We start from the raw sequence: 20871 nt of genomic DNA, 5'->3' as shown, positions 1-20871 counted from the left end.
TCATTGTCCTGCGACAGGTTTCAGTTCGATACGTTTAATATCGCCCACCAGCACCAGATAGCTCACCACCGCAATCAGCGCATGTACCCCGACGTAAATCAACGCGCCGTTAAACGAGCCGGTAGTCCCGACGATGTAGCCGATAGCAATTGGCGTGACGATGCCGGAGATGTTGCCAAACATGTTGAACAAACCGCCGCTCAGACCGCTGATCTCTTTAGGTGCGGTATCAGCCATCACTGCCCATCCCAGCGCACCGATACCTTTGCCGAAGAAGGCCAGCGCCATAAAGCCGATGATCATCCACTCCACATTGACGTAGTTACAGAACACCATCACCATCGACAGCAGCATACCGAGTACGATTGGCGTTTTACGGGCGATATTCAGCGAACCGGTACGGCGCATCAGCCAGTCGGAAATAATGCCGCCGAGCACGCCGCCGGCGAATCCGCAAATGGCCGGAACCGAAGCAACAAAGCCAGCTTTCAAAATCGACATACCGCGAGCCTGCACCAGATAAACCGGGAACCAGGTGATAAAGAAGTAGGTCAGCGCGTTAATGCAGTATTGGCCGATGTAAATCCCGATCATCATCCGTGAACCCAGCAGCTGTTTGATTTGCCCCCACTTCACGCTAAACGGCACTTTTGTTTTGGCTGCCGCCTGATCCATGTTGATCAGCGCCCCACCTTCGGCAATGTAATCCAGCTCTTTTTGGTTTACGCCTGGATGCTGGTTAGGTTCATGAATCACCTTCAGCCAGACGAAGCTGATAATGATCCCGAGGCCGCCCATAAAAAAGAACACATGCGACCAGCCCACTTCGTGGGTCAGCCAACCCATGATTGGCGCGAAGATAACGGTGGCAAAGTATTGCGCAGAGTTAAAGATAGCGACCGCCGTGCCCCTTTCCTGTGCCGGGAACCACGCCGCCACAATACGACTGTTGCCGGGGAAGGAGGGCGCTTCAGCTAAACCGACGAGGAAACGCAGAGTAAACAGCGCAACGATAATGCCGAAACCACTGAAGATATCGACAAAACCCTGCAACAGGGTAAACATGGACCAAATAAAGATGGACCAGAAATAAACGCGTTTTGAACCAAAGCGGTCGAGCAACCAGCCGCCGGGGATCTGGCCGATAACATAGGCCCATGAGAAAGCGGAGAATACATACCCCATCCCTACCGCATCCAGACCAATGTCTTTGGCCATCTCCGAACCGGCAATGGATAAGGTGGCGCGATCGCCGTAGTTGAAGGATGTGACGATAAACAGCATCACCACTATCCAGTAGCGAGCGTTAGTGCGTTTTTCCGCGCTGCTCGCCGCCTGACTTAATGAACTCATTGTTGCACTCCTGAATCCTGGCTTTCGCCAGTTCATTCTGTACAGCACCTGTAGGGTGATCAGAATGAGAGGTTAGTGTGTGGCAGTGTTGGTACAGCTCAGGGCCGTTTTATTCTGACTCGCTGCCATTCCGGGAACTGACGGGAAAAGTATATGAAGGAGTGCCACTTGCCCTCACCGTGCATGAACACAACATTAGGGAGGCAGTGAGAAGTTGTTTGGGGCATAAGCCCAAAGTAGTGGAAGTTAGTTCACGTAATTGGGGTTTTATTGCCGGGTGGCGGCTTCGCCTGGCCCGGCTTGCGGTTCAAAGGAGGGTTACATGCCCGTACGAGCGAGGGAGTTATTTAAGCAAGGTTCCCCAGTTTTCTACCCAGGGATTGGATTCGCTTTCCGGTTCAGGATGCTCGCTGGCATCAATCAGCAGCATTTCTCCTACACGGTGGGCGCTTTGTTCCTGCAACAGCGCATCGAACTGCTTGCCGCCATTGCAGAAATTAACGTAGCTACTGTCGCCCAGCCCAATTACCCCGTAATGCAGATTTGGCTGGAAACCGAGATTATCTTTGATCCCCTGAAACAGCGGCACGATGCTATCCGGCAGATCGCCCTGCCCGGTCGTGGAAGTCACCACCAGTACATATTTATCCTGATATGCCTGCCAGTCGCTAAGTTCCGGATCTTCGAACACCGTAGCTTTATGACCCTGCGCCGTCAAAATAGCTTCGGCCTCTTCGGCAACCAGCAGCGCGTTTCCGTACATCGTGCCGACAAAAATTCCAATTTCCGCCATAACCGTAATCTCCTGGGACTTAAGAATCTATCTGCTCATCCTGACCTGACAGCCCGCTGAACTCAACCCTTTCATTCTCAGGGAGAAGTCCACGCCAGCCAAACTGTGATAACGCCTGCATCCAGACGTCATCCAGCCCGGCGCGAATAACCAGCGGTTCGCCGGTGAAAGGATGGGTCAGCGCAAGCTGGCTGGCATGCAGCATTAATCGCTGACAACCAAAATGCTCTGCGGCGCTGCGATTTTGCCGCAAATCACCGTGCTTGCTGTCGCCGATAATCGGATGGCGCAAGTGCGCCAGATGGCGTCTGAGCTGGTGCTTGCGACCGGTTTTAGGGTCCAGCTCCACCAGCCCGTAACGGGTAGTTGGATAACGCCCGGTCGCTACCGGCATTTCTACCGTTGCCAGGCCACGATAATGAGTGACAGCAGGCTGCGGGCCTTTATCATCGCGAGCAAACTTATCGGCAATCTTATCCAGCTCTTCGACCAGCGGGTAATCCAGCACGGCATCATCCATCAGCCAGCCACGCACAATCGCATGATAGCGTTTCTGAATTTGATGATGTTCAAACTGCTGGGACAGCAAACGCCCGGCTTCGCTGGACAGTCCCATCAGCAGCACGCCGGAGGTTGGTCTGTCGAGTCGATGGGCGGTAAATACGTGCTGACCAATCTGGTCGCGCACCGTTTGCATCACCACCACTTTCTCATCCCGGTCGAGCCAACTGCGGTGAACCAACCAGCCCGAAGGTTTATTGACGGCGACCAGCCATTCGTCCTGATAAAGAATTTCCAGCATCAGGCGTTATCACTTGTAAACAGCGCATCCAGCTCCTGCAATGCCGCCAGAAGAATGTCGCGTTGCGGGTGAGCGGCTGCCAGCGCCATTTCGTAATACGGTGCGACGGCAAAAGCCTGCGGAAGCGGCTGCGCGTTATCAATCAACGTATGCATGCGGGGAATCAACACCCACTGCAGCCACTCGACCGGTTCCATGGTATCCATACAAAAAGGCTGCGTACTGGTAAACAGATGCTCTGCTGGCTCATCCATCCGCCAGTGATGATGTTCACGCAGTAGCGCTTCAAGTGCGTGTAACTGCTGGCGCACACGGTCATGAGTCGTCATGAAATTAACCTCAATGATGAAAAAATCTGGCGCGAAGAATAGCACTAGTGAAGGGAAATAAAAAAAGGGAGCACTGTAAAAACAGTGCTCCCGGTTCGTTTCGCAGCATTCCAGCTACTTTTAGTGCTCCCTGCTCATCCTTGACAACTTTTCCTGTGGTCTTGCGACCGTGTTCATCCTGAACTTTTGCATCCTGCTCACATCACCCCGATGTGAAAACTTCATCCTGAAGTATCCTGGCCATCCAGACCCGCCGAACATCCTGACCGGCTCTCATTCTCCATCCTGGAGGTGTCCTTTAACGCATCCAGCGTCTTCCTCTTTGCTTCGTCCTGAAGCCTGTCCTTGCAACACCGTCCTGGTGTGTCCTGGCGAAGAGCCATCATCCTGATGTTCTCTTCGTTGTGCGACTCCTTGTCGACAGATATAGAATCGCCTGTTTCGCTTTGTCTTACAAGATGCTTACAGGCTTACCCTTACGATTATTTTCGTATGAAAGTTGACAATAAAACACTAACCAATTGAATAATAATAAATTATTATTTTATCAATTCATTAAGTCTTTACTTATCACCTGGCAATGTCCTACAGGGTTTGTAAGAGATCTCTCACAAGATTCAGGGCAAACTGGATTACAGAACTGGCTTAAGTTGAGTGAGGAATTCCGCAAGTGAGGCCGCCAGCACCGTTCGTTTACGGGTTCCCAGCGTTTCTTTGCACACTTCACCGGACAGATTGCACACCGAAATGACGTCAAGCTCATTATCTTGTGTGGCAATAAAAAGCGTAGGTGATAGCTTGAGGCGCTTTTGCGTTACCAGATGACCAATCAGGTTTTCCTGAACGCGCCTGAAGTCATCTTCACTCCAGGTTTGCAGCAGCGTGAGCTTTTCATCCGCAAACTGCGCGTGCATATCACCAGCAAACTGGGTGGTGTAAAAAGCGTGAACGGCAGGTTGTACCACAATATCAAAGGCCCGTTCAACCGCATTGAGATTATTTTCGCCGACAAAAGGTTGAGGCTGCCAAAATACCGCATCGTCTGTGGAAGAAATGATACACGGAGAAGGTACGCCATACAGCTCTTCGCTGAGCGGCCAACTGTTGTTTTTTTCATGCCATGCGTCGCAATAACGCGTCGTAAAGGCTATCAACGCCTGCGCTGTCAATTCGTCCACTGATTTCTCTCTTCACAAAAGCCAGGATACACTTGTCGCATAGTGTATCTGGTTTATGACGGTGAAACATGTCCTCTTATGAAAATCATCAGGCGCTTAACGGCCTGACACTCGGTAAATCAACGGATTACCGAGACAATTACGATGCAAGTCTGTTGCAGGGCGTTCCGCGCAGCCTGAATCGCGACCCGCTGGATTTAAAGGCCGATAACTTGCCTTTTCACGGTGCGGATATCTGGACGCTATATGAACTGTCGTGGCTGAATGCCAACGGCTTACCGCAGGTTGCGGTCGGTCATGTGGAGCTGGATTACACCAGCGTAAATCTTATTGAATCGAAAAGCTTTAAGCTGTACCTGAACAGTTTTAACCAGACGCGTTTTGATTCCTGGGACGCGGTACGCCAGACGCTGGAAAACGATCTGCGCGCCTGCGCTCAGGGCGATGTCAGCGTGGCGCTGTACCGCCTTGACGAACTGGAAGGGCAGCCGATAGCCCACTTTAATGGGACCTGTATCGACAATCAGGATATCGTCATCGACAACTATCAGTTCAGCACTGCGTATCTGGAAAATGCCGTGAGCGGTGAAAAGGCAGTCGAAGAGACGCTGGTCAGCCATCTACTGAAATCCAACTGTCTGATTACCCATCAGCCTGACTGGGGCTCCATACAAATTCAGTATCGTGGACGGAAAATCGACAGAGAGAAGCTGCTGCGTTATCTGGTCTCCTTCCGCCACCATAATGAATTTCATGAGCAGTGCGTGGAACGTATTTTCAATGACATTCTGCGCTTCTGCCAGCCAGAGAAACTGAGCGTCTACGCACGCTACACGCGACGTGGCGGTCTGGACATTAACCCATGGCGCACCAACACCGATTTCACTCCGGCAACCGGTCGTCTGGTACGTCAGTAATCTTTTTTCTCAATTTTGCGTGTCGGATTCCGCGCACAAGGTTGTGAAAGGTCATAAGCCAGGGCTATTGTAATCAATAGGGAATGACGTGTTGCGTCCCATAAGGAGTTTACTTGATTACACATATTAGCCCGCTTGGCTCAATGGACATGTTGTCGCAGCTGGAAGTCGATATGCTTAAACGCACGGCCAGCAGCGACCTGTATCAACTGTTTCGTAACTGTTCGCTTGCCGTTCTGAACTCCGGCAGTTTGACCGACAACAGTAAAGAACTGCTGTCCCGCTTTGAAAGTTTCGATATTAACGTACTGCGCCGCGAACGGGGCGTGAAGCTGGAACTGATCAACCCACCTGAAGATGCGTTTGTTGATGGACGCATTATTCGTGCGCTACAGGCTAACCTGTTTGCCGTGCTGCGCGACATTCTGTTCGTCAATGGACAGATCCATAACGCCGGTCGTTTTCAGCATCTGGATCTCGAAAGCTCGGTGCATATTACCAACCTCGTATTCTCGATCCTGCGTAATGCCCGGGCGCTGCACGTCGGTGAAGCGCCGAACATGGTCGTCTGCTGGGGCGGTCACTCAATCAACGAAAATGAGTACCTGTATGCCCGTCGCGTCGGCACCCAACTGGGTCTGCGCGAACTGAACATCTGTACCGGCTGCGGTCCGGGGGCGATGGAAGCGCCAATGAAAGGCGCTGCGGTCGGCCACGCCCAGCAGCGATACAAAGACAGCCGCTTTATTGGCATGACCGAACCGTCAATCATCGCCGCTGAACCGCCTAACCCGCTGGTAAACGAACTGATCATCATGCCGGACATTGAAAAACGTCTGGAAGCGTTCGTGCGTATCGCCCACGGTATTATCATCTTCCCGGGTGGCGTAGGGACAGCAGAAGAGCTGCTGTATCTGCTGGGGATCCTGATGAATCCGGCCAACAAAGATCAGGTTCTACCGCTGATCCTGACCGGACCAAAAGAGAGTGCGGATTACTTCCGCGTGCTGGACGAATTTATCGTGCACACGCTAGGGGAAGATGCGCGTCGCCACTATCGCATTATCATTGACGATGCGGCCGAAGTGGCGCGTCTGATGAAAAAAGCGATGCCGCTGGTGAAAGAAAACCGTCGCGACACAGGAGATGCTTACAGCTTTAACTGGTCGATTCGTATCGCGCCCGATCTGCAGATGCCGTTCGAGCCGTCTCATGAAAACATGGCCAACCTGAAGCTGTACCCGGATCAACCCGTTGAAGTATTGGCCGCCGATTTACGTCGTGCATTCTCGGGTATTGTGGCCGGTAACGTGAAGGAGGTCGGCATTCGCGCCATCGAAGAGTTTGGCCCGTACAAAATCCACGGTGACCGCGAAATGATGCGCCGCATGGACGATCTCCTGCAGGGCTTTGTTGCACAACATCGTATGAAGTTACCGGGCACTGCGTATATCCCTTGTTACGAGATCTGCGCCTAACCTTCAACACCCGCTAGCAGCGCTATAGCGGTGACAGTTTTGTCCATATCAAAGCCGGGTTTGGCGCACTTGCCTCCCGGCTTTTTTTAGTGATACCAGTCACATAGCTCCGACAATCATATAAATACCAGTGATGATTCATAAAAAACAGCGCGCTACGCAAACGATTACCTTGAAAAACCAACCGTGATTTATCTTAGAAAATTATTATTAGTCGCCGAAATCATCTAAAAACAACAGTTTTTACAGCTGAACACGCCTATCTTCGCGCCTTCGCTTTCATGAGATATGTCGTTAATGTTAGCCTTCGCGCCCGTAAATTCGCTTTGACTATTTTTTAACAGATTAATGGCCCAAATTTATCCACATAAAAGGTGGATTATTGCATTTGGGATCCCGATCACTGATACATTCATTACTAAAATGTATCTTTCCGCCCGAAAATTATTACGGCGAAAAATTATATAAAAATCGCTCAACGAATTTCGATTTACAGTCGGGTACTTTCTCATTGGATTGACCCCAAACCCGACTTTTTAAGCTTCCTCCAGGAGAAATAGATGGAAAACACTCAAACCAGCACTATCGTTACGGGCCAGACCCGCAGCGCATGGCGCAAAACAGACACCATGTGGATGCTGGGCCTTTACGGCACGGCGATTGGGGCGGGTGTATTGTTCCTGCCGATTAACGCAGGCGTAGGCGGTATGATCCCGCTGATCATCATGGCGATCCTTGCCTTCCCAATGACCTTCTTTGCACACCGCGGCCTGACTCGCTTTGTGCTGTCCGGTAAAAATCCGGGTGAAGACATCACCGAAGTAGTAGAAGAACACTTTGGTGTTGGTGCAGGTAAACTGATTACCCTGCTCTACTTCTTCGCTATCTACCCGATTCTGTTGGTTTACAGCGTAGCAATCACCAACACGGTTGAAAGCTTCCTGACCCACCAGCTGGCGATTACGCCGCCGCCGCGCGCAATCCTGTCACTGATCCTGATTGTCGGCATGATGACCATCGTGCGCTTCGGTGAGCAGATGATCGTTAAGGCGATGAGCATCCTGGTATTCCCGTTCGTTGCGGCTCTGATGCTGCTGGCGCTGTACCTGATCCCTCAGTGGAGCGGTGCGATTCTGGAAACCATGTCTTTTGACTCTGCGGCAACCACCGGCAACGGCCTGCTGTTGACCCTGTGGCTGGCAATTCCGGTAATGGTGTTCTCCTTCAACCACTCCCCGATCATCTCCTCCTTCGCCGTGGCGAAGCGTGAAGAGTACGGTGATGAAGCAGAGAAAAAATGCTCCAAGATTCTGGCATTCGCTCACATCATGATGGTACTGACCGTTATGTTCTTCGTCTTCAGCTGCGTGTTCAGCCTGACTCCGGCGGACCTGGCAGCAGCGAAAGAGCAGAACATCTCGATTCTGTCTTACCTGGCGAACCACTTTAACGCGCCGATTATTGCCTGGATGGCACCGATCATCGCGATTATCGCTATCACCAAATCCTTCCTGGGCCACTACCTGGGCGCACGTGAAGGCTTCAATGGTATGGTGATTAAGTCTCTGCGTGGCAAAGGCAAATCCATCGAAATCAACAAACTGAACAAAATCACTGCGCTGTTCATGCTGGTAACCACCTGGATTGTGGCGACGCTGAACCCAAGCATCCTCGGCATGATTGAGACCCTGGGTGGCCCAATCATCGCGATGATTCTGTTCCTGATGCCGATGTATGCCATTCAGAAAGTACCGACAATGCGTAAGTACAGCGGCCATATCAGCAACGTCTTCGTTGTGATTATGGGCCTGATCGCTATCTCCGCTATTTTCTACTCTCTGTTCAGTTAATTCCCCTGCGCCGCTCCTCGGGGCGGCGCACCTCGATACACAATGGACGCCTCATGATTAGCGTATTCGATATTTTCAAAATCGGCATTGGCCCTTCCAGCTCCCACACTGTTGGCCCGATGAAAGCAGGCAAACAATTCACGGATGACCTGATTGCACGCGGAATTCTCACTGACGTAACCCGCGTAGTGGTTGATGTCTATGGCTCTTTATCTCTGACGGGGAAAGGTCACCATACCGACATCGCGATTATTATGGGCCTGGCGGGTAATCTGCCGGATACCGTAGACATTGATGCCATTCCGTCCTTTATCCAGGATGTGAATACTCATGGGCGTTTGCTGCTGGCAGACGGTCAACATGAGGTCGAGTTCCCGGTCGACAAGTGCATGAATTTCCATGCGGACAATCTGTCCCTGCACGAAAATGGGATGCGCATTACCGCACTGGCGGGCGAAAAGGCTATTTACAGCCAGACTTACTATTCCATTGGCGGTGGGTTCATCGTTGATGAAGAACATTTTGGTTTACCGAACAACTCTCCGGTAAACGTGCCATATCCGTATAAATCCGCAGCTGATTTGCAACGTCATTGCCAGGAAACCGGCCTGTCACTTTCCGGTCTGATGATGCAAAACGAACTGGCGCTGCACAGCAAAGAAGAACTGGAACAGCACTTTGCTAACGTCTGGGAAGTGATGCGTAGCGGGATTGAACGCGGCATCACTACCGAAGGTGTATTGCCGGGCAAACTGCGCGTTCCGCGTCGTGCTGCTGCGCTGCGTCGCATGCTGGTCAGCAGCGACAAAACCACCACCGACCCGATGGCGGTTGTTGACTGGATCAACATGTTCGCGCTGGCCGTGAACGAAGAAAACGCAGCCGGTGGACGCGTGGTGACTGCACCAACCAACGGTGCATGCGGGATTGTTCCTGCCGTACTGGCGTATTACGACAAGTTTATCCGTGAAGTGAACGCTAACTCGCTGGCACGCTACATGCTGGTCGCGAGCGCCATTGGTTCACTGTACAAGATGAACGCCTCTATCTCTGGTGCCGAAGTCGGCTGTCAGGGTGAAGTTGGCGTCGCCTGCTCCATGGCAGCGGCTGGTCTGGCTGAACTGCTGGGTGGTAGCCCAATGCAGGTGTGCATCGCGGCAGAAATCGGCATGGAACACAACCTGGGTCTGACCTGCGACCCGGTTGCCGGCCAGGTTCAGGTACCGTGCATTGAGCGTAATGCCATTGCTTCGGTTAAAGCGGTGAACGCTGCACGTATGGCGCTGCGCCGTACCAGTGAACCACGCGTGTGCCTCGATAAAGTTATCGAGACCATGTACGAAACTGGTAAAGACATGAACGCCAAATACCGCGAAACCTCTCGTGGTGGTCTGGCGATGAAGATTGTCACCTGCGATTAATTCTCAGCACATTTTCGTATCTGTAGGCCGGATAAGGCGCTCGCCGCATCCGGCTTTTATTGCCTGATGGCGCTTCGCTTATCAGGCTTACGGATAGCGCTCTTTCGCAATGCTCGTCTCCACTCGTCGTGAATGTTACCCTACAGACTAATTTGTTAGGGAGAACACCGTGGCCGTCCACCTGCTCATTGTTGATGCACTGAATCTCATCCGCCGTATTCACGCCGTACAGGGCTCCCCCTGCGTGGAGACATGCCAGCACGCGCTCGATCAGCTGATTGTGCACAGTCAGCCCACGCACGCCGTGGCGGTATTTGATGACGAAGCGCGTAACAGCGGCTGGCGTCACCAACGGTTACCTGACTACAAAGCCGGTCGCCCGCCGATGCCTGACGATTTACACCAGGAAATGCCCGCCTTACGCGCCGCTTTTGAACAGCGCGGCGTCTGCTGCTGGGTATCCAGCGGGAATGAAGCCGATGATTTAGCCGCCACTCTGGCGGTGAAAGTTAGCCAGGCGGGACATCAGGCGACTATCATCTCAACCGATAAAGGCTACTGTCAGCTACTCTCCCCAACGCTGCGAATTCGCGATTATTTCCAGAAACGCTGGCTGGATGCGCCGTTTATCGAGAAAGAGTTCGGCGTACTGCCGCAACAGCTGCCAGATTACTGGGGACTGGCCGGGATCAGCAGTTCTAAAATACCGGGGGTTGCCGGTATTGGTCCTAAAAGTGCCACACAACTGCTGGCACAGTTTCCAACGCTGGAAGCGCTGTATGAACATCTGGATGACGTACCGGAGAAATGGCGTAAGAAACTCGAAGAACATCGGGAGATGGCATTTTTGTGCCGCGATATCGCGCGGCTGCAAACAGACTTACATATCGACGGAAACCTACAGCAGCTACGACTGGCGCGGTAGTCTTATTTCCGGATGGCGCTGCGCTTATCCGGCCTACTTATTGTACAACCCTATAGGCCGGATAAGCGCCAGGTGATTACCAGGCGGTATGGTACAGCTCAACGATATCCCCAAGGCTCGCTTCACGCGGATTTCCCCCGGTACAAACATCGTCAAATGCGGCTTGCGCCAGCGCAGGAATATCCTCTTTACGGACGCCAACATCACGTAGATGCAGTGGGATACCTACATCGCGATTAAGGGCGAAGACGGCATCCACCGCCGCTTTGCGTGCCTCTGCCAGCGTCAGTCCTTCAACCTTAACCCCCATTACCCGGGCGATATCGCGGAATTTTTCCCCGGTGAATTCGGCGTTATAATGCATCACGTGTGGCAGCAAAATGGCATTCGCGACGCCGTGCGGCGTGTTGTAGAACGCGCCTAACGGGTGTGCCATGCCATGCACTAATCCCAGACCTACGTTGGAGAAACCCATCCCGGCAACGTACTGGCCCAGAGCCATCGCTTCCCCCGCCTGGCTGTCGCCCGCAACGGAACCGCGTAATGACCCAGCAATAATTTCGATGGCTTTAATGTGCAGCGCATCGGTAAGCGCCCACGCAGCCCGCGTGATGTAGCCTTCAATGGCATGAGTCAGTGCATCTACGCCAGTAGCCGCTTTTAATGCAGCAGGCATGCCGTCCATCATGTCAGCATCAATGAACGCCACCTGCGGGATGTCATGTGGATCGACACAAACAAACTTACGCCGATTCTCTTCGTCAGTGATCACGTAGTTAATGGTCACTTCCGCCGCCGTTCCCGCAGTGGTTGGTATAGCCATAACTGGCACGCTCGGGAAGCGTGTCGGCGATAACCCTTCAAGGCTGCGTACATCCGCAAACTCCGGGTTATTGTTAATAATGCCAATCGCTTTACAGGTATCCTGCGGGGAGCCACCGCCAATGGCGACCAGATAGTCTGCGCTGCTTTGCTGAAAGACACTCAATCCTTCCTGCACTACCGCAATGGTTGGATTAGGAATAACGCCTGAATAGATTTCCCATGCCAGACCTGCAGCATCCATTCGGGAAGTCACCTTCTCAACAATGCCGCACTGCACCAGATTTTTATCAGTCACAATCAATGCCTTGCGATAACCACGACGAATAACTTCATCGGTTAATGCGCCAACAGCTCCCCGGCCAAACCATGCCGTTTCGTTCAGAATCATTCTGTTCGCCATCGTTTTATCTCCTATTCCTCAATACGCAATCCATATGTTTTGAATTTTTCCAGCACAATAGCGATAGCCTCATCGTCCAGTACCGGAACCGGATCGGTAATCGCCAGCGTGCTGAGATAAAGCTGCGCCAGCACTTCCACTTCATGCGCTAACCACAGGGCTTTTTCCAGATTTTCCTCGCAGGCGATCAGCCCATGATGCTGCAACAGCGTTGCTTTTCGGTTTTTCAGCGCTACCGCAACGTGCTCGGAAAGCTCACGCGTACCAAACGTCGCATATGGCGCACAGGGAATTGAGTTACCGCCAGCCGCCGCAATCATGTAATGGATTGCCGGGATTGGCCGATTGAGAATAGAAACAGCAGTACAATGCACGGCATGATTATGGACCACCGCCTGAGCATCGGGACGCGTCTGATAAGCGGCCATATGGAACCGCCACTCGCTGGAAGGTAATTTCCCTTCCTCGTGCTGCCCCTCAGCGTTGATATACACTATGTGGGATTCGGTGAGTTTGTCATACGGAATACCCGTCGGGGTAATTAACATCCCGTCCTGGTAACGCACACTTACATTACCCGCAGTCCCCTGATTCAACCCCAGACGGGTCATTTCCAGGCAGGTATTGATAATCTGCCGTGCCAGCGTATTTCGTTCCATTACTTACCTCTCTCAGTGAGTCAAAATGCGACAACAGAACATTGCTAATACCTCGACGCTCTGTTGATTTAAGCGGGTATTTGCTAACTATCATCATGCTGAATAAAGAGAAGGGAATTTTTAGCACTGGATTTTGTGATGTTCATCAACTAATAACGCTGAATAAAAACATGCAGGCATAATATTACAATTGCAAAATGTCCGTTCTTAATAAAACCATTGTAAAACGGTCATTTGCGAATAAATTGTTACCATTGCCCGTTTTCCACTTAACTAATTAATTCGGGCATTATCCCTGTGGCTTTTTAATTTATTTTTCTCAAACGGTCATTGTTTTTAAGAAATTAAAGTGATGATAATCACATAAACCCACACCCTGAGCATAAATGTGACCACCATCATATTAATGGCCGGTTTTTATTTGAAAATGAATTCATGAGTTCATTCATGAAGGCCAATTTTATCTGGCAGGTTACCGGAACTCACCTGGATTAGCAGGTTGGTAAAAATCACCAATCGTACTCTTAAGCTGTTGAACATGCTTATGAACTGATGAGGATGCTATGGGAAACACATCAATACAAACACAAAGTTTTCATGCGGTAGAGCGGGGGCAGACAAAAAATTATGTCATTCCCTTCGCGTTACTCTGTTCACTGTTTTTTCTTTGGGCGGTTGCCAATAATCTTAATGACATTTTATTACCACAATTTCAGCAAGCTTTTACATTAACAAACTTTCAGGCTGGTCTGATTCAATCTGCTTTTTATTTTGGTTATTTCGTCATTCCAATCCCAGCCGGGATTCTGATGAAAAAACTTAGTTATAAAGCAGGCATTATTACCGGATTATTTTTATATGCCATCGGTGCAGCATTATTCTGGCCAGCGGCTGAGGTAATGAATTACACCTTATTCCTGATTGGCCTATTTATTATTGCGGCGGGCTTAGGTTGTCTGGAAACGGCTGCCAACCCCTTTGTAACCGTACTGGGCCCAGAAAGCGGCGGTCACTTCCGATTAAATCTCGCGCAAACTTTTAACTCATTTGGTGCCATTATTGCGGTTGTTTTTGGGCAAAGTCTTATTTTGTCTAATGTGCCACATCAATCTCAAGACGTACTCGATAAGATGGCGCCAGAACAGCTAAGCGCCTACAAGCACAGCCTAGTGTTATCGGTTCAAACCCCTTATATGATCATCGTCGCGGTCGTTTTGCTGGTCGCCCTGCTGATCATGTTTACCAAGTTTCCGACCCTGCAAAGTGACGATCACAGTGACAACGCTCAGAGTTCATTCTCCGCGTCCCTTTCCCGCCTGGTGCGCATTCGCCACTGGCGTTGGGCGGTACTGGCGCAGTTCTGCTACGTCGGTGCACAAACTGCCTGCTGGAGCTACCTGATTCGCTACGCAATCGAAGAGATCCCAGGCATGACGCCAGGTTTCGCCGCCAACTACCTGACCGGCACCATGGTGTGCTTCTTTATCGGTCGTTTCTCCGGCACCTGGCTTATCAGTCGCTTTGCGCCGCATAAAGTGCTGGCCGCATATGCCCTGCTTGCCATGATTCTGTGCCTGATTTCCGCCTTCACCGGTGGCCAGATCGGCCTGCTGGCCCTGACGTTGTGCAGCGCATTTATGTCGATTCAGTACCCAACCATTTTTTCTCTGGGGATCAAAAATCTGGGACAAGACACCAAATACGGCTCGTCTTTTATCGTCATGACCATCATTGGCGGCGGCATTGTGACCCCGGTGATGGGCTTTGTCAGCGATGCCGCTGGCAATATCCCGACCGCTGAACTGGTCCCGGCGCTTTGCTTCGCCATCATCTTTATTTTTGCCCGCTTCCGTTCACAAACGGCAGCCAACTGAATATTTATCCGAATAACGTGAGGAATCTGTGATGAAAAAAATCAGCTTACCAAAAATTGGTATTCGCCCGGTTATTGACGGACGTCGTATGGGTGTACGTGAGTCGCTCGAAGAGCAAACCATGAATATGGCTAAAGCTACCGCAGCGCTTATCACTGAAAAACTTCGTCATGCCTGCGGCGCACAAATTGAATGTGTGATTGCCGATACCTGTATCGCCGGCATGGCGGAATCCGCAGCCTGTGAAGAAAAATTCAGCAGCCAGAATGTTGGCGTGACGATTACCGTTACCCCATGTTGGTGCTACGGCAGTGAAACCATCGACATGGATCCGATGCGCCCGAAAGCGATCTGGGGCTTCAACGGCACGGAACGTCCGGGAGCGGTTTACCTGGCCGCCGCACTGGCAGCTCACAGCCAAAAAGGCCTTCCTGCCTTCTCCATCTATGGTCATGACGTACAGGATGCAGACGACACATCTATCCCTGCCGATGTTGAAGAAAAACTGCTGCGCTTTGCCCGTGCCGGCTTAGCGGTCGCCAGTATGAAAGGGAAAAGCTACCTGTCTGTCGGTGGTGTATCAATGGGCATCGCCGGTTCTATCGTCGACCATAACTTCTTTGAATCCTGGCTGGGTATGAAGGTGCAGGCGGTTGATATGACCGAGCTGCGTCGTCGCATTGACCAGAAAATCTATGATGAAACCGAGCTGGAAATGGCGCTGGCGTGGGCGGACAAAAACTTCCGCTACGGCGAAGATCAGAACGCGCAGCAATATAAGCGTAACGCTGAACAAAGCCGCGCAGTGCTGAAAGAAAGCCTGCTGATGGCTATGTGCATTCGCGACATGATGCAGGGTAACAAAAAGCTGGCAGACAAAGGTCTGGTCGAAGAATCCCTGGGCTATAACGCGATCGCCGCGGGCTTCCAGGGGCAACGTCACTGGACCGATCAATACCCAAATGGCGATACCGCCGAAGCGTTGCTCAACAGTTCCTTTGACTGGAATGGCGTTCGTGAACCGTTCGTTGTCGCAACCGAAAACGACAGCCTGAACGGCGTGGCGATGCTGTTCGGCCATCAACTCACCGGCACGGCCCAGGTCTTTGCCGATGTGCGCACCTACTGGTCGCCAGAGGCGGTTGAACGCGTGACGGGTAAACCGCTGACCGGCCTTGCTGAGCACGGCATCATTCACTTGATTAACTCCGGTTCTGCGGCACTGGACGGTTCCTGCAAACAGCGCGACAGCGAAGGTAAACCGACCATGAAACCACACTGGGAAATCTCGCAGAAAGAGGCGGATGAATGCCTGGCGGCAACCGAATGGTGCCCGGCTATTCACGAATACTTCCGCGGGGGCGGTTACTCATCTCGCTTCCTGACTGAAGGCGGTGTGCCGTTCACCATGAGCCGTATCAACATCATCAAAGGGTTGGGGCCGGTGCTACAAATCGCGGAAGGCTGGAGCGTGGAGTTGCCGAAAGATATGCACGACCAGCTTGATGCGCGTACCAACTCCACATGGCCAACCACCTGGTTTGCTCCGCGCTTAACCGGCAAGGGCCCGTTCAGCGACGTCTATTCCGTCATGGCTAACTGGGGCGCTAACCACGGGGTGCTGACGATTGGTCACGTAGGTGCAGACTTTATCACTCTGGCTGCCATGCTGCGTATCCCGGTGTGCATGCACAACGTGGAAGACGAGAAAATTTATCGTCCTTCCTCCTGGGCCGCCCACGGTATGGATACGGAAGGTCAGGATTACCGCGCTTGTCAGAACTACGGTCCGCTGTATAAGCGTTAAACATCGAGCGATTGCCTGATGGCGGCGCGGCCTACGAAGCACACGGTTTTGTAGGCCGGATAAGGCGAAGCCGCCATCCGGCAATAGGTAATCTCCCAGGAGCAATTATGAAACAAGAGGTTATTCTGGTTCTCGACTGTGGCGCGACCAACGTACGGGCCATTGCCGTTGACCGACAGGGAAAGATTGTCGCCCGCGCAGCGACCCCGAACGCCAGTGACATCGCCGCAGAAAACAGTGCCTGGCACCAATGGTCGCTGGAGGCCATTCTGCAGCGCTTTGCCGACTGCTGTCAGCGGCTTTCCTCACAATTGGCCGCCTGCCAAATTCGCGGGATCGCCGTCACCACCTTCGGCGTGGATGGCGCGCTGGTGGATAAGAACGGCAAACAACTGTACCCGGTGATCAGTTGGAAATGCCCACGTACCGCAGCGGTAATGGAGAATATCCATCGCTACATGTCACCGCAGCAACTGCAGGAAATCTCCGGCGTTGGGGCGTTTAGCTTCAATACGCTGTACAAACTGGTGTGGCTGAAAGAGAACCACCCGCAATTACTGGAACAGGCGCACGCCTGGCTGTTTATCTCGTCGCTTATCAACCAACGTTTAACCGGCGAGTTCACAACTGACATCACCATGGCGGGAACCAGCCAGATGCTGGATATCCAGCAACGTGATTTCAGCCAGGACATTTTGCAGGCAACAGGCATACCGCGTCGCCTGTTTCCGCGCCTGGTTGAAGCAGGCGAACAAATTGGGGTACTGCAACGCGAGGCCGCCAGCCAGCTCGGACTTCCAGAGGGTATTCCAGTCATCTCTGCCGGACACGACACACAGTTTGCGCTATTTGGCGCAGGAGCCCAACAGGATGAACCGGTGCTCTCTTCCGGCACATGGGAAATTCTGATGGTACGCAGTGCGCAGGTAAATACCTCCCTGCTCAGTCATTATGCGGGCTCCACCTGTGAGCTGGATAGTCAGGCTGGGCTTAACAATCCCGGTATGCAGTGGCTGGCCTCCGGTGTGCTTGAATGGGTTCGTAAGCTGTTATGGACCGCGGACACGCCCTGGCAAACGTTGATTGATGAAGCTCGGGATATTCCCGCTGGTGCCGAAGGGGTGAAGATGCACTGCGACCTGCTGGCCTGTCAGAATGCGGGCTGGCAAGGGGTTACCCTCAATACTACCCGTGGGCACTTTTATCGCGCCGCGCTGGAAGGACTGACAGAACAGCTGCAGCGGAATCTGCAAACGCTGGAAAAAATCGGCCATTTCCAGGCCACTGAACTGCTATTAGTTGGCGGGGGCAGCCGCAACATCTTGTGGAACCAAATCAAAGCGAACGTTCTCGGGATCCCTGTCAAAGTGCTGGATGATGCCGAAACCACCGTGGCAGGCGCCGCAATGTTTGCCTGGTCAGGCATCGGGGAATTTACCTCCCCGGAGCAGGCGCGCGAACAGGTGCGCTATCAGTACCGTTACTTCTATCCGCAAACCGAATCCGAACTCACAGGAGTCGAGTAACATGCTTAAAACGATATCTCCCTTAATTTCCCCCGACTTACTGAAAGTGCTGGCCGAAATGGGACACGGCGATGAGATTATCTTTTCCGATGCCCACTTCCCGGCCAACAGCATGGGGCCGCAGGTCATCCGCGCTGACGGTCTGCTGGTCAGCGATCTACTGCGGGCGCTTATTCCGCTATTTGAACTGGACAGCTACGCCCCACCGCTGGTGATGATGGCTGCGGTTGAAGGCGACACTCTCGATCCTGACGTTGAGACTCGCTATCGTCAGGCGCTTTCATTACAGACCCCCTGCCCGGACATCACGCGTATTGACCGCTATGCCTTTTACGAACGAGCACAAAAGGCGTTTGCGATCGTTATCACAGGAGAGCGGGCAAAGTACGGGAATATTCTTTTAAAAAAAGGGGTAACGCCGTAATCTCTGGTCAGAATGCCCGTCAGGTACGGGCATTCATCATTAGATGAGGATCAGAACATGAAAGCGGCGCGCCAGCAGGCAATCGTAGATCTGCTTACTAACCACAAAAGCCTGACAACCGAAGCCCTGGCTTTGCAGCTTAACGTCAGCAAAGAGACCATCCGCCGCGATCTCAGCGAGTTACAGACCCAGGGAAAAGTGTTACGCAACCACGGTCGGGCCAAAGTTATTCACCGGGAAAATCAGGACAGCGGTGACCCATTTCATATTCGACTCAAAAGCCACTATGCACACAAAGCGGATATTGCCCGTGAAGCGTTGGCATGGATCGAAGAAGGTATGGTGATTGCCTTAGACGCCAGCTCTACCTGCTGGTATCTGGCGCGACAGTTACCGGACACCAACATTCACGTTTTTACCAACAGCCAGCCCATCTGCCAGGAATTGGCTAAGCGTGAACACATTCAGCTTATCAGCTCCGGCGGTCGCCTTGAGCGCAAATACGGTTGCTACGTTAATCCCTCGCTTATCTCGCAGCTAAAACCACTCGAGATTGACCTGTTTATTTTTTCCTGCGAAGGGATCGACAGCGACGGTGCGCTCTGGGACTCAAATGCAACCAACGCAGACTTCAAATCCATTCTGCTTAAGCGTGCATCGCAGTCTTTATTACTGATCGATAAAAGTAAATTTAATCGTTCGGGAGAGGCCAGAATTGGGCATCTGGATGATGTGACGCATATTGTTTCAGATACACAGCTGATTGAAGCAATCCAGGCCGAATAGGGCAATTATGCCGCCATCCGGCCTGGGTTGTAGCCTTATCGCTCGTCGCGACGACCGCCGACGGCAGCCCACAGACGACGTACGTGAACGGTTACTTCTTCACGGTCATGATACAGCTGACGCGCCTGAATCTGGGCATTTACACCATGTTCATCAAGCTGGGCCTGAATGTAAGCCAGGTTCTGTGATACCTCTTCGTAGCGTTTTTTCATCGGCAGCTTGAGGTTGAAGATCGTCTCACGACACCAGCCGTTGACCAGCCATTGTGCCATCAGCGCGGCAACCTTCGCCGGCTTCTCCACCATGTCACAGACCATCCACGAAATGTTGTTGCGATTCGGACGGTACTTAAATCCGTCTTCACGTAGCCAGGTGACCTGCCCGGTATCCATCAGGCTTTGCGCCATCGGACCGTTATCCACGGAGTAAACCCACATATTGCGTTTAACCAGTTGATAGGTCCATCCGCCAGGGCAGGCGCCTAAATCCACCGCATACATTCCGTTCGCCAGACGCTCATCCCATTCATCGGCAGGGATAAACACGTGCAGCGCTTCTTCCAGCTTGAGCGTTGAACGGCTCGGCGCATCGGCTGGAAACTTCAGACGCGGAATCCCCATGTAAAACGGTGAGTTATTGTCAGGCCAGGAATAACCGGTATAACAACAGCCAGGGGCGATAAAGAAGACGTGAACCACCGGACGCTTTGGCGTTTCATACTTTGCCAGTACGCCCGCTTCGCGCAGCGCTGCACGCAACGGTACGGTAAATTTACGGCAAAATTTAACCAGCTCTTTGCTTTCATTGGTGTCGGCAACTTCTACTCGCAGATCGCCACCCTTTTCCACCACGCCCTGCAACATGCCAACGATCGGTGTAATACGATCTTCCGGCGGTAAGTATTGCAGCAGCTCGCCCACCACAAACATTTGACGAGCAAAAATCAGCGAACTAAACGGCAGCTCTTTCACTAACTTTTCAGCATCGTCCTGCTGATAGCATTCGAAGATGACGTAACCCGCATTGTCTTTCACGCGGGCAAAACCGAAGATTTCCCGGCGTCCTGCTTTATCCGTAATTTCTGCGGCGCACTCTTTTTCAAAACCTGGGCGACACAACAATACAACCTTATTCATGGCTAACGCCCTTACGTTTCAATCGAATAGCGCCCACTAACATCAGCGCCCAGCCTACGAGGAAGCTGAAGCCGCCGACAGGGGTAACAAACGCCCACAGGCGTAAATGAGAGAGCGCGAGACAATACAGGCTGCCGCTAAACAGCACTGTACCTAATGCCAGAAACACGCTACTCCAGTAAAACCAAATACTAATGCGCCGTTGCATGGCGACGGCCAGGCCAAAGATAGCCAGCGTATGAAACGCCTGATACTCAAGGCCGGTCTGAATCCACCCCATTTCAACAACACCGAGGGTTTTGCTCAGAACATGTGACCCAAAGGCGCCCAACGCCACAAAGATAAAGCCACTTACGGCGGCAAAAATCAGCATAAAACGGCTGGTCAT

General features: G+C 52.2%; 19 protein-coding genes. 10 read left to right on the top strand and 9 right to left on the bottom strand.

Features of this window, described 5'->3' with window-relative positions:
- From gudP to syd, 5 genes are all read right to left on the bottom strand, one after another.
- Positions 1-1353, bottom strand: coding sequence for a galactarate/glucarate/glycerate transporter GudP (gudP, locus tag GHC22_RS04920; RefSeq protein WP_153752341.1), 1353 nt, complete (start codon positions 1351-1353; stop codon positions 1-3).
- A 343-nt stretch (positions 1354-1696) separates the two neighbouring features.
- Positions 1697-2146 (bottom strand): flavodoxin, encoded by a 450-nt coding sequence (locus GHC22_RS04915; RefSeq protein WP_003825676.1) that lies wholly within the window; start codon positions 2144-2146, stop codon positions 1697-1699.
- Between the two features lie 19 nt (positions 2147-2165).
- On the bottom strand, positions 2166-2948 hold the full coding sequence (gene truC / locus GHC22_RS04910; protein ID WP_003825671.1) for a tRNA pseudouridine(65) synthase TruC: 783 nt from the start codon (positions 2946-2948) through the stop codon (positions 2166-2168).
- Positions 2948-3277, bottom strand: a complete 330-nt coding sequence (locus tag GHC22_RS04905) for a YqcC family protein (protein WP_153752339.1) — start codon at positions 3275-3277, stop codon at positions 2948-2950. The genes truC and GHC22_RS04905 overlap by 1 nt, the downstream gene beginning before the upstream one ends.
- Before the next feature lie 632 nt (positions 3278-3909).
- Entirely contained in the window at positions 3910-4455 is a 546-nt protein-coding gene (syd, locus tag GHC22_RS04900) for a SecY-interacting protein (protein ID WP_032944836.1), read from the bottom strand.
- Positions 4456-4523: 68 nt separating this feature from the next.
- Here syd and queF point away from each other — a divergent pair, with 68 nt between their 5' ends.
- From queF to xni, 5 genes are all read left to right on the top strand, one after another.
- Complete coding sequence (queF, locus tag GHC22_RS04895; RefSeq protein WP_003825665.1) at positions 4524-5372, top strand: NADPH-dependent 7-cyano-7-deazaguanine reductase QueF; 849 nt, start codon at positions 4524-4526, stop codon at positions 5370-5372.
- Positions 5373-5485: 113 nt separating this feature from the next.
- Positions 5486-6850 (top strand): nucleotide 5'-monophosphate nucleosidase PpnN, encoded by a 1365-nt coding sequence (gene ppnN, locus GHC22_RS04890; protein ID WP_003034076.1) that lies wholly within the window; start codon positions 5486-5488, stop codon positions 6848-6850.
- 560 nt (positions 6851-7410) lie between these two features.
- The gene (locus GHC22_RS04885) at positions 7411-8700 is read left to right on the top strand and encodes an HAAAP family serine/threonine permease (protein WP_153752338.1); all 1290 of its coding nucleotides are present in this window, start codon (positions 7411-7413) and stop codon (positions 8698-8700) included.
- Between the two features lie 53 nt (positions 8701-8753).
- On the top strand, positions 8754-10121 hold the full coding sequence (locus GHC22_RS04880; RefSeq protein WP_003034070.1) for an L-serine ammonia-lyase: 1368 nt from the start codon (positions 8754-8756) through the stop codon (positions 10119-10121).
- Between the two features lie 169 nt (positions 10122-10290).
- Positions 10291-11046 carry a flap endonuclease Xni gene (xni, locus tag GHC22_RS04875; protein ID WP_153752336.1) on the top strand — a complete coding sequence of 252 codons (756 nt, stop codon included), beginning with the start codon at positions 10291-10293 and terminating at the stop codon, positions 11044-11046.
- A 76-nt stretch (positions 11047-11122) separates the two neighbouring features.
- On the opposite strand, the gene fucO is transcribed toward xni, so the two are convergent.
- Both fucO and fucA read right to left on the bottom strand, forming a co-directional pair.
- The gene (gene fucO / locus GHC22_RS04870) at positions 11123-12271 is read right to left on the bottom strand and encodes a lactaldehyde reductase (protein ID WP_153752334.1); all 1149 of its coding nucleotides are present in this window, start codon (positions 12269-12271) and stop codon (positions 11123-11125) included.
- An 11-nt stretch (positions 12272-12282) separates the two neighbouring features.
- The gene (gene fucA / locus GHC22_RS04865; protein WP_003825656.1) at positions 12283-12930 is read right to left on the bottom strand and encodes an L-fuculose-phosphate aldolase; all 648 of its coding nucleotides are present in this window, start codon (positions 12928-12930) and stop codon (positions 12283-12285) included.
- A 563-nt stretch (positions 12931-13493) separates the two neighbouring features.
- On the opposite strand from fucA, the gene fucP reads away from it, so the two are divergent.
- From fucP to fucR, 5 genes are all read left to right on the top strand, one after another.
- The gene (gene fucP, locus GHC22_RS04860; protein ID WP_008785696.1) at positions 13494-14804 is read left to right on the top strand and encodes an L-fucose:H+ symporter permease; all 1311 of its coding nucleotides are present in this window, start codon (positions 13494-13496) and stop codon (positions 14802-14804) included.
- 31 nt (positions 14805-14835) lie between these two features.
- Positions 14836-16611: an L-fucose isomerase gene (gene fucI, locus GHC22_RS04855; protein WP_003825648.1), complete on the top strand. Its 1776-nt coding sequence runs from the start codon at positions 14836-14838 to the stop codon at positions 16609-16611.
- A 107-nt stretch (positions 16612-16718) separates the two neighbouring features.
- Positions 16719-18137 carry an L-fuculokinase gene (fucK, locus tag GHC22_RS04850; protein WP_008785697.1) on the top strand — a complete coding sequence of 473 codons (1419 nt, stop codon included), beginning with the start codon at positions 16719-16721 and terminating at the stop codon, positions 18135-18137.
- Position 18138: 1 nt separating this feature from the next.
- Complete coding sequence (gene fucU / locus GHC22_RS04845) at positions 18139-18561, top strand: L-fucose mutarotase (protein ID WP_008785698.1); 423 nt, start codon at positions 18139-18141, stop codon at positions 18559-18561.
- 57 nt (positions 18562-18618) lie between these two features.
- A complete protein-coding gene (fucR, locus tag GHC22_RS04840) occupies positions 18619-19347 on the top strand; it encodes an L-fucose operon activator (RefSeq protein ID WP_153752333.1) in 729 nt (242 codons plus the stop codon).
- Between the two features lie 35 nt (positions 19348-19382).
- Here fucR and rlmM read toward each other — a convergent pair whose 3' ends face one another.
- On the bottom strand, positions 19383-20483 hold the full coding sequence (gene rlmM / locus GHC22_RS04835; RefSeq protein ID WP_003034040.1) for a 23S rRNA (cytidine(2498)-2'-O)-methyltransferase RlmM: 1101 nt from the start codon (positions 20481-20483) through the stop codon (positions 19383-19385).
- Positions 20476-20871 carry a DUF423 domain-containing protein gene (locus tag GHC22_RS04830; protein WP_153752331.1) on the bottom strand — a complete coding sequence of 132 codons (396 nt, stop codon included), beginning with the start codon at positions 20869-20871 and terminating at the stop codon, positions 20476-20478. The genes rlmM and GHC22_RS04830 overlap by 8 nt, the downstream gene beginning before the upstream one ends.

This window comes from Citrobacter sp. H12-3-2, from assembly GCF_009649895.1.
GTDB classification, from domain to species: Bacteria; Pseudomonadota; Gammaproteobacteria; order Enterobacterales; family Enterobacteriaceae; genus Citrobacter; species Citrobacter portucalensis.
This window is presented reverse-complemented; position numbering and strand designations above follow the sequence as displayed.

Coding starts and splice junctions, on each gene's coding strand:
- GHC22_RS04885 (WP_153752338.1), top strand. CDS start 7,411: ATGGAAAACACTCAAACCAGCACTATCGTTACGGGCCAGACCCGCAGC.
- queF (WP_003825665.1), top strand. CDS start 4,524: ATGTCCTCTTATGAAAATCATCAGGCGCTTAACGGCCTGACACTCGGT.
- fucK (WP_008785697.1), top strand. CDS start 16,719: ATGAAACAAGAGGTTATTCTGGTTCTCGACTGTGGCGCGACCAACGTA.
- fucU (WP_008785698.1), top strand. CDS start 18,139: ATGCTTAAAACGATATCTCCCTTAATTTCCCCCGACTTACTGAAAGTG.
- GHC22_RS04830 (WP_153752331.1), bottom strand. CDS start 20,871: ATGACCAGCCGTTTTATGCTGATTTTTGCCGCCGTAAGTGGCTTTATC.
- fucO (WP_153752334.1), bottom strand. CDS start 12,271: ATGGCGAACAGAATGATTCTGAACGAAACGGCATGGTTTGGCCGGGGA.
- fucI (WP_003825648.1), top strand. CDS start 14,836: ATGAAAAAAATCAGCTTACCAAAAATTGGTATTCGCCCGGTTATTGAC.
- fucA (WP_003825656.1), bottom strand. CDS start 12,930: ATGGAACGAAATACGCTGGCACGGCAGATTATCAATACCTGCCTGGAA.
- rlmM (WP_003034040.1), bottom strand. CDS start 20,483: ATGAATAAGGTTGTATTGTTGTGTCGCCCAGGTTTTGAAAAAGAGTGC.
- GHC22_RS04880 (WP_003034070.1), top strand. CDS start 8,754: ATGATTAGCGTATTCGATATTTTCAAAATCGGCATTGGCCCTTCCAGC.
- fucP (WP_008785696.1), top strand. CDS start 13,494: ATGGGAAACACATCAATACAAACACAAAGTTTTCATGCGGTAGAGCGG.
- GHC22_RS04905 (WP_153752339.1), bottom strand. CDS start 3,277: ATGACGACTCATGACCGTGTGCGCCAGCAGTTACACGCACTTGAAGCG.
- GHC22_RS04915 (WP_003825676.1), bottom strand. CDS start 2,146: ATGGCGGAAATTGGAATTTTTGTCGGCACGATGTACGGAAACGCGCTG.
- gudP (WP_153752341.1), bottom strand. CDS start 1,353: ATGAGTTCATTAAGTCAGGCGGCGAGCAGCGCGGAAAAACGCACTAAC.
- fucR (WP_153752333.1), top strand. CDS start 18,619: ATGAAAGCGGCGCGCCAGCAGGCAATCGTAGATCTGCTTACTAACCAC.
- truC (WP_003825671.1), bottom strand. CDS start 2,948: ATGCTGGAAATTCTTTATCAGGACGAATGGCTGGTCGCCGTCAATAAA.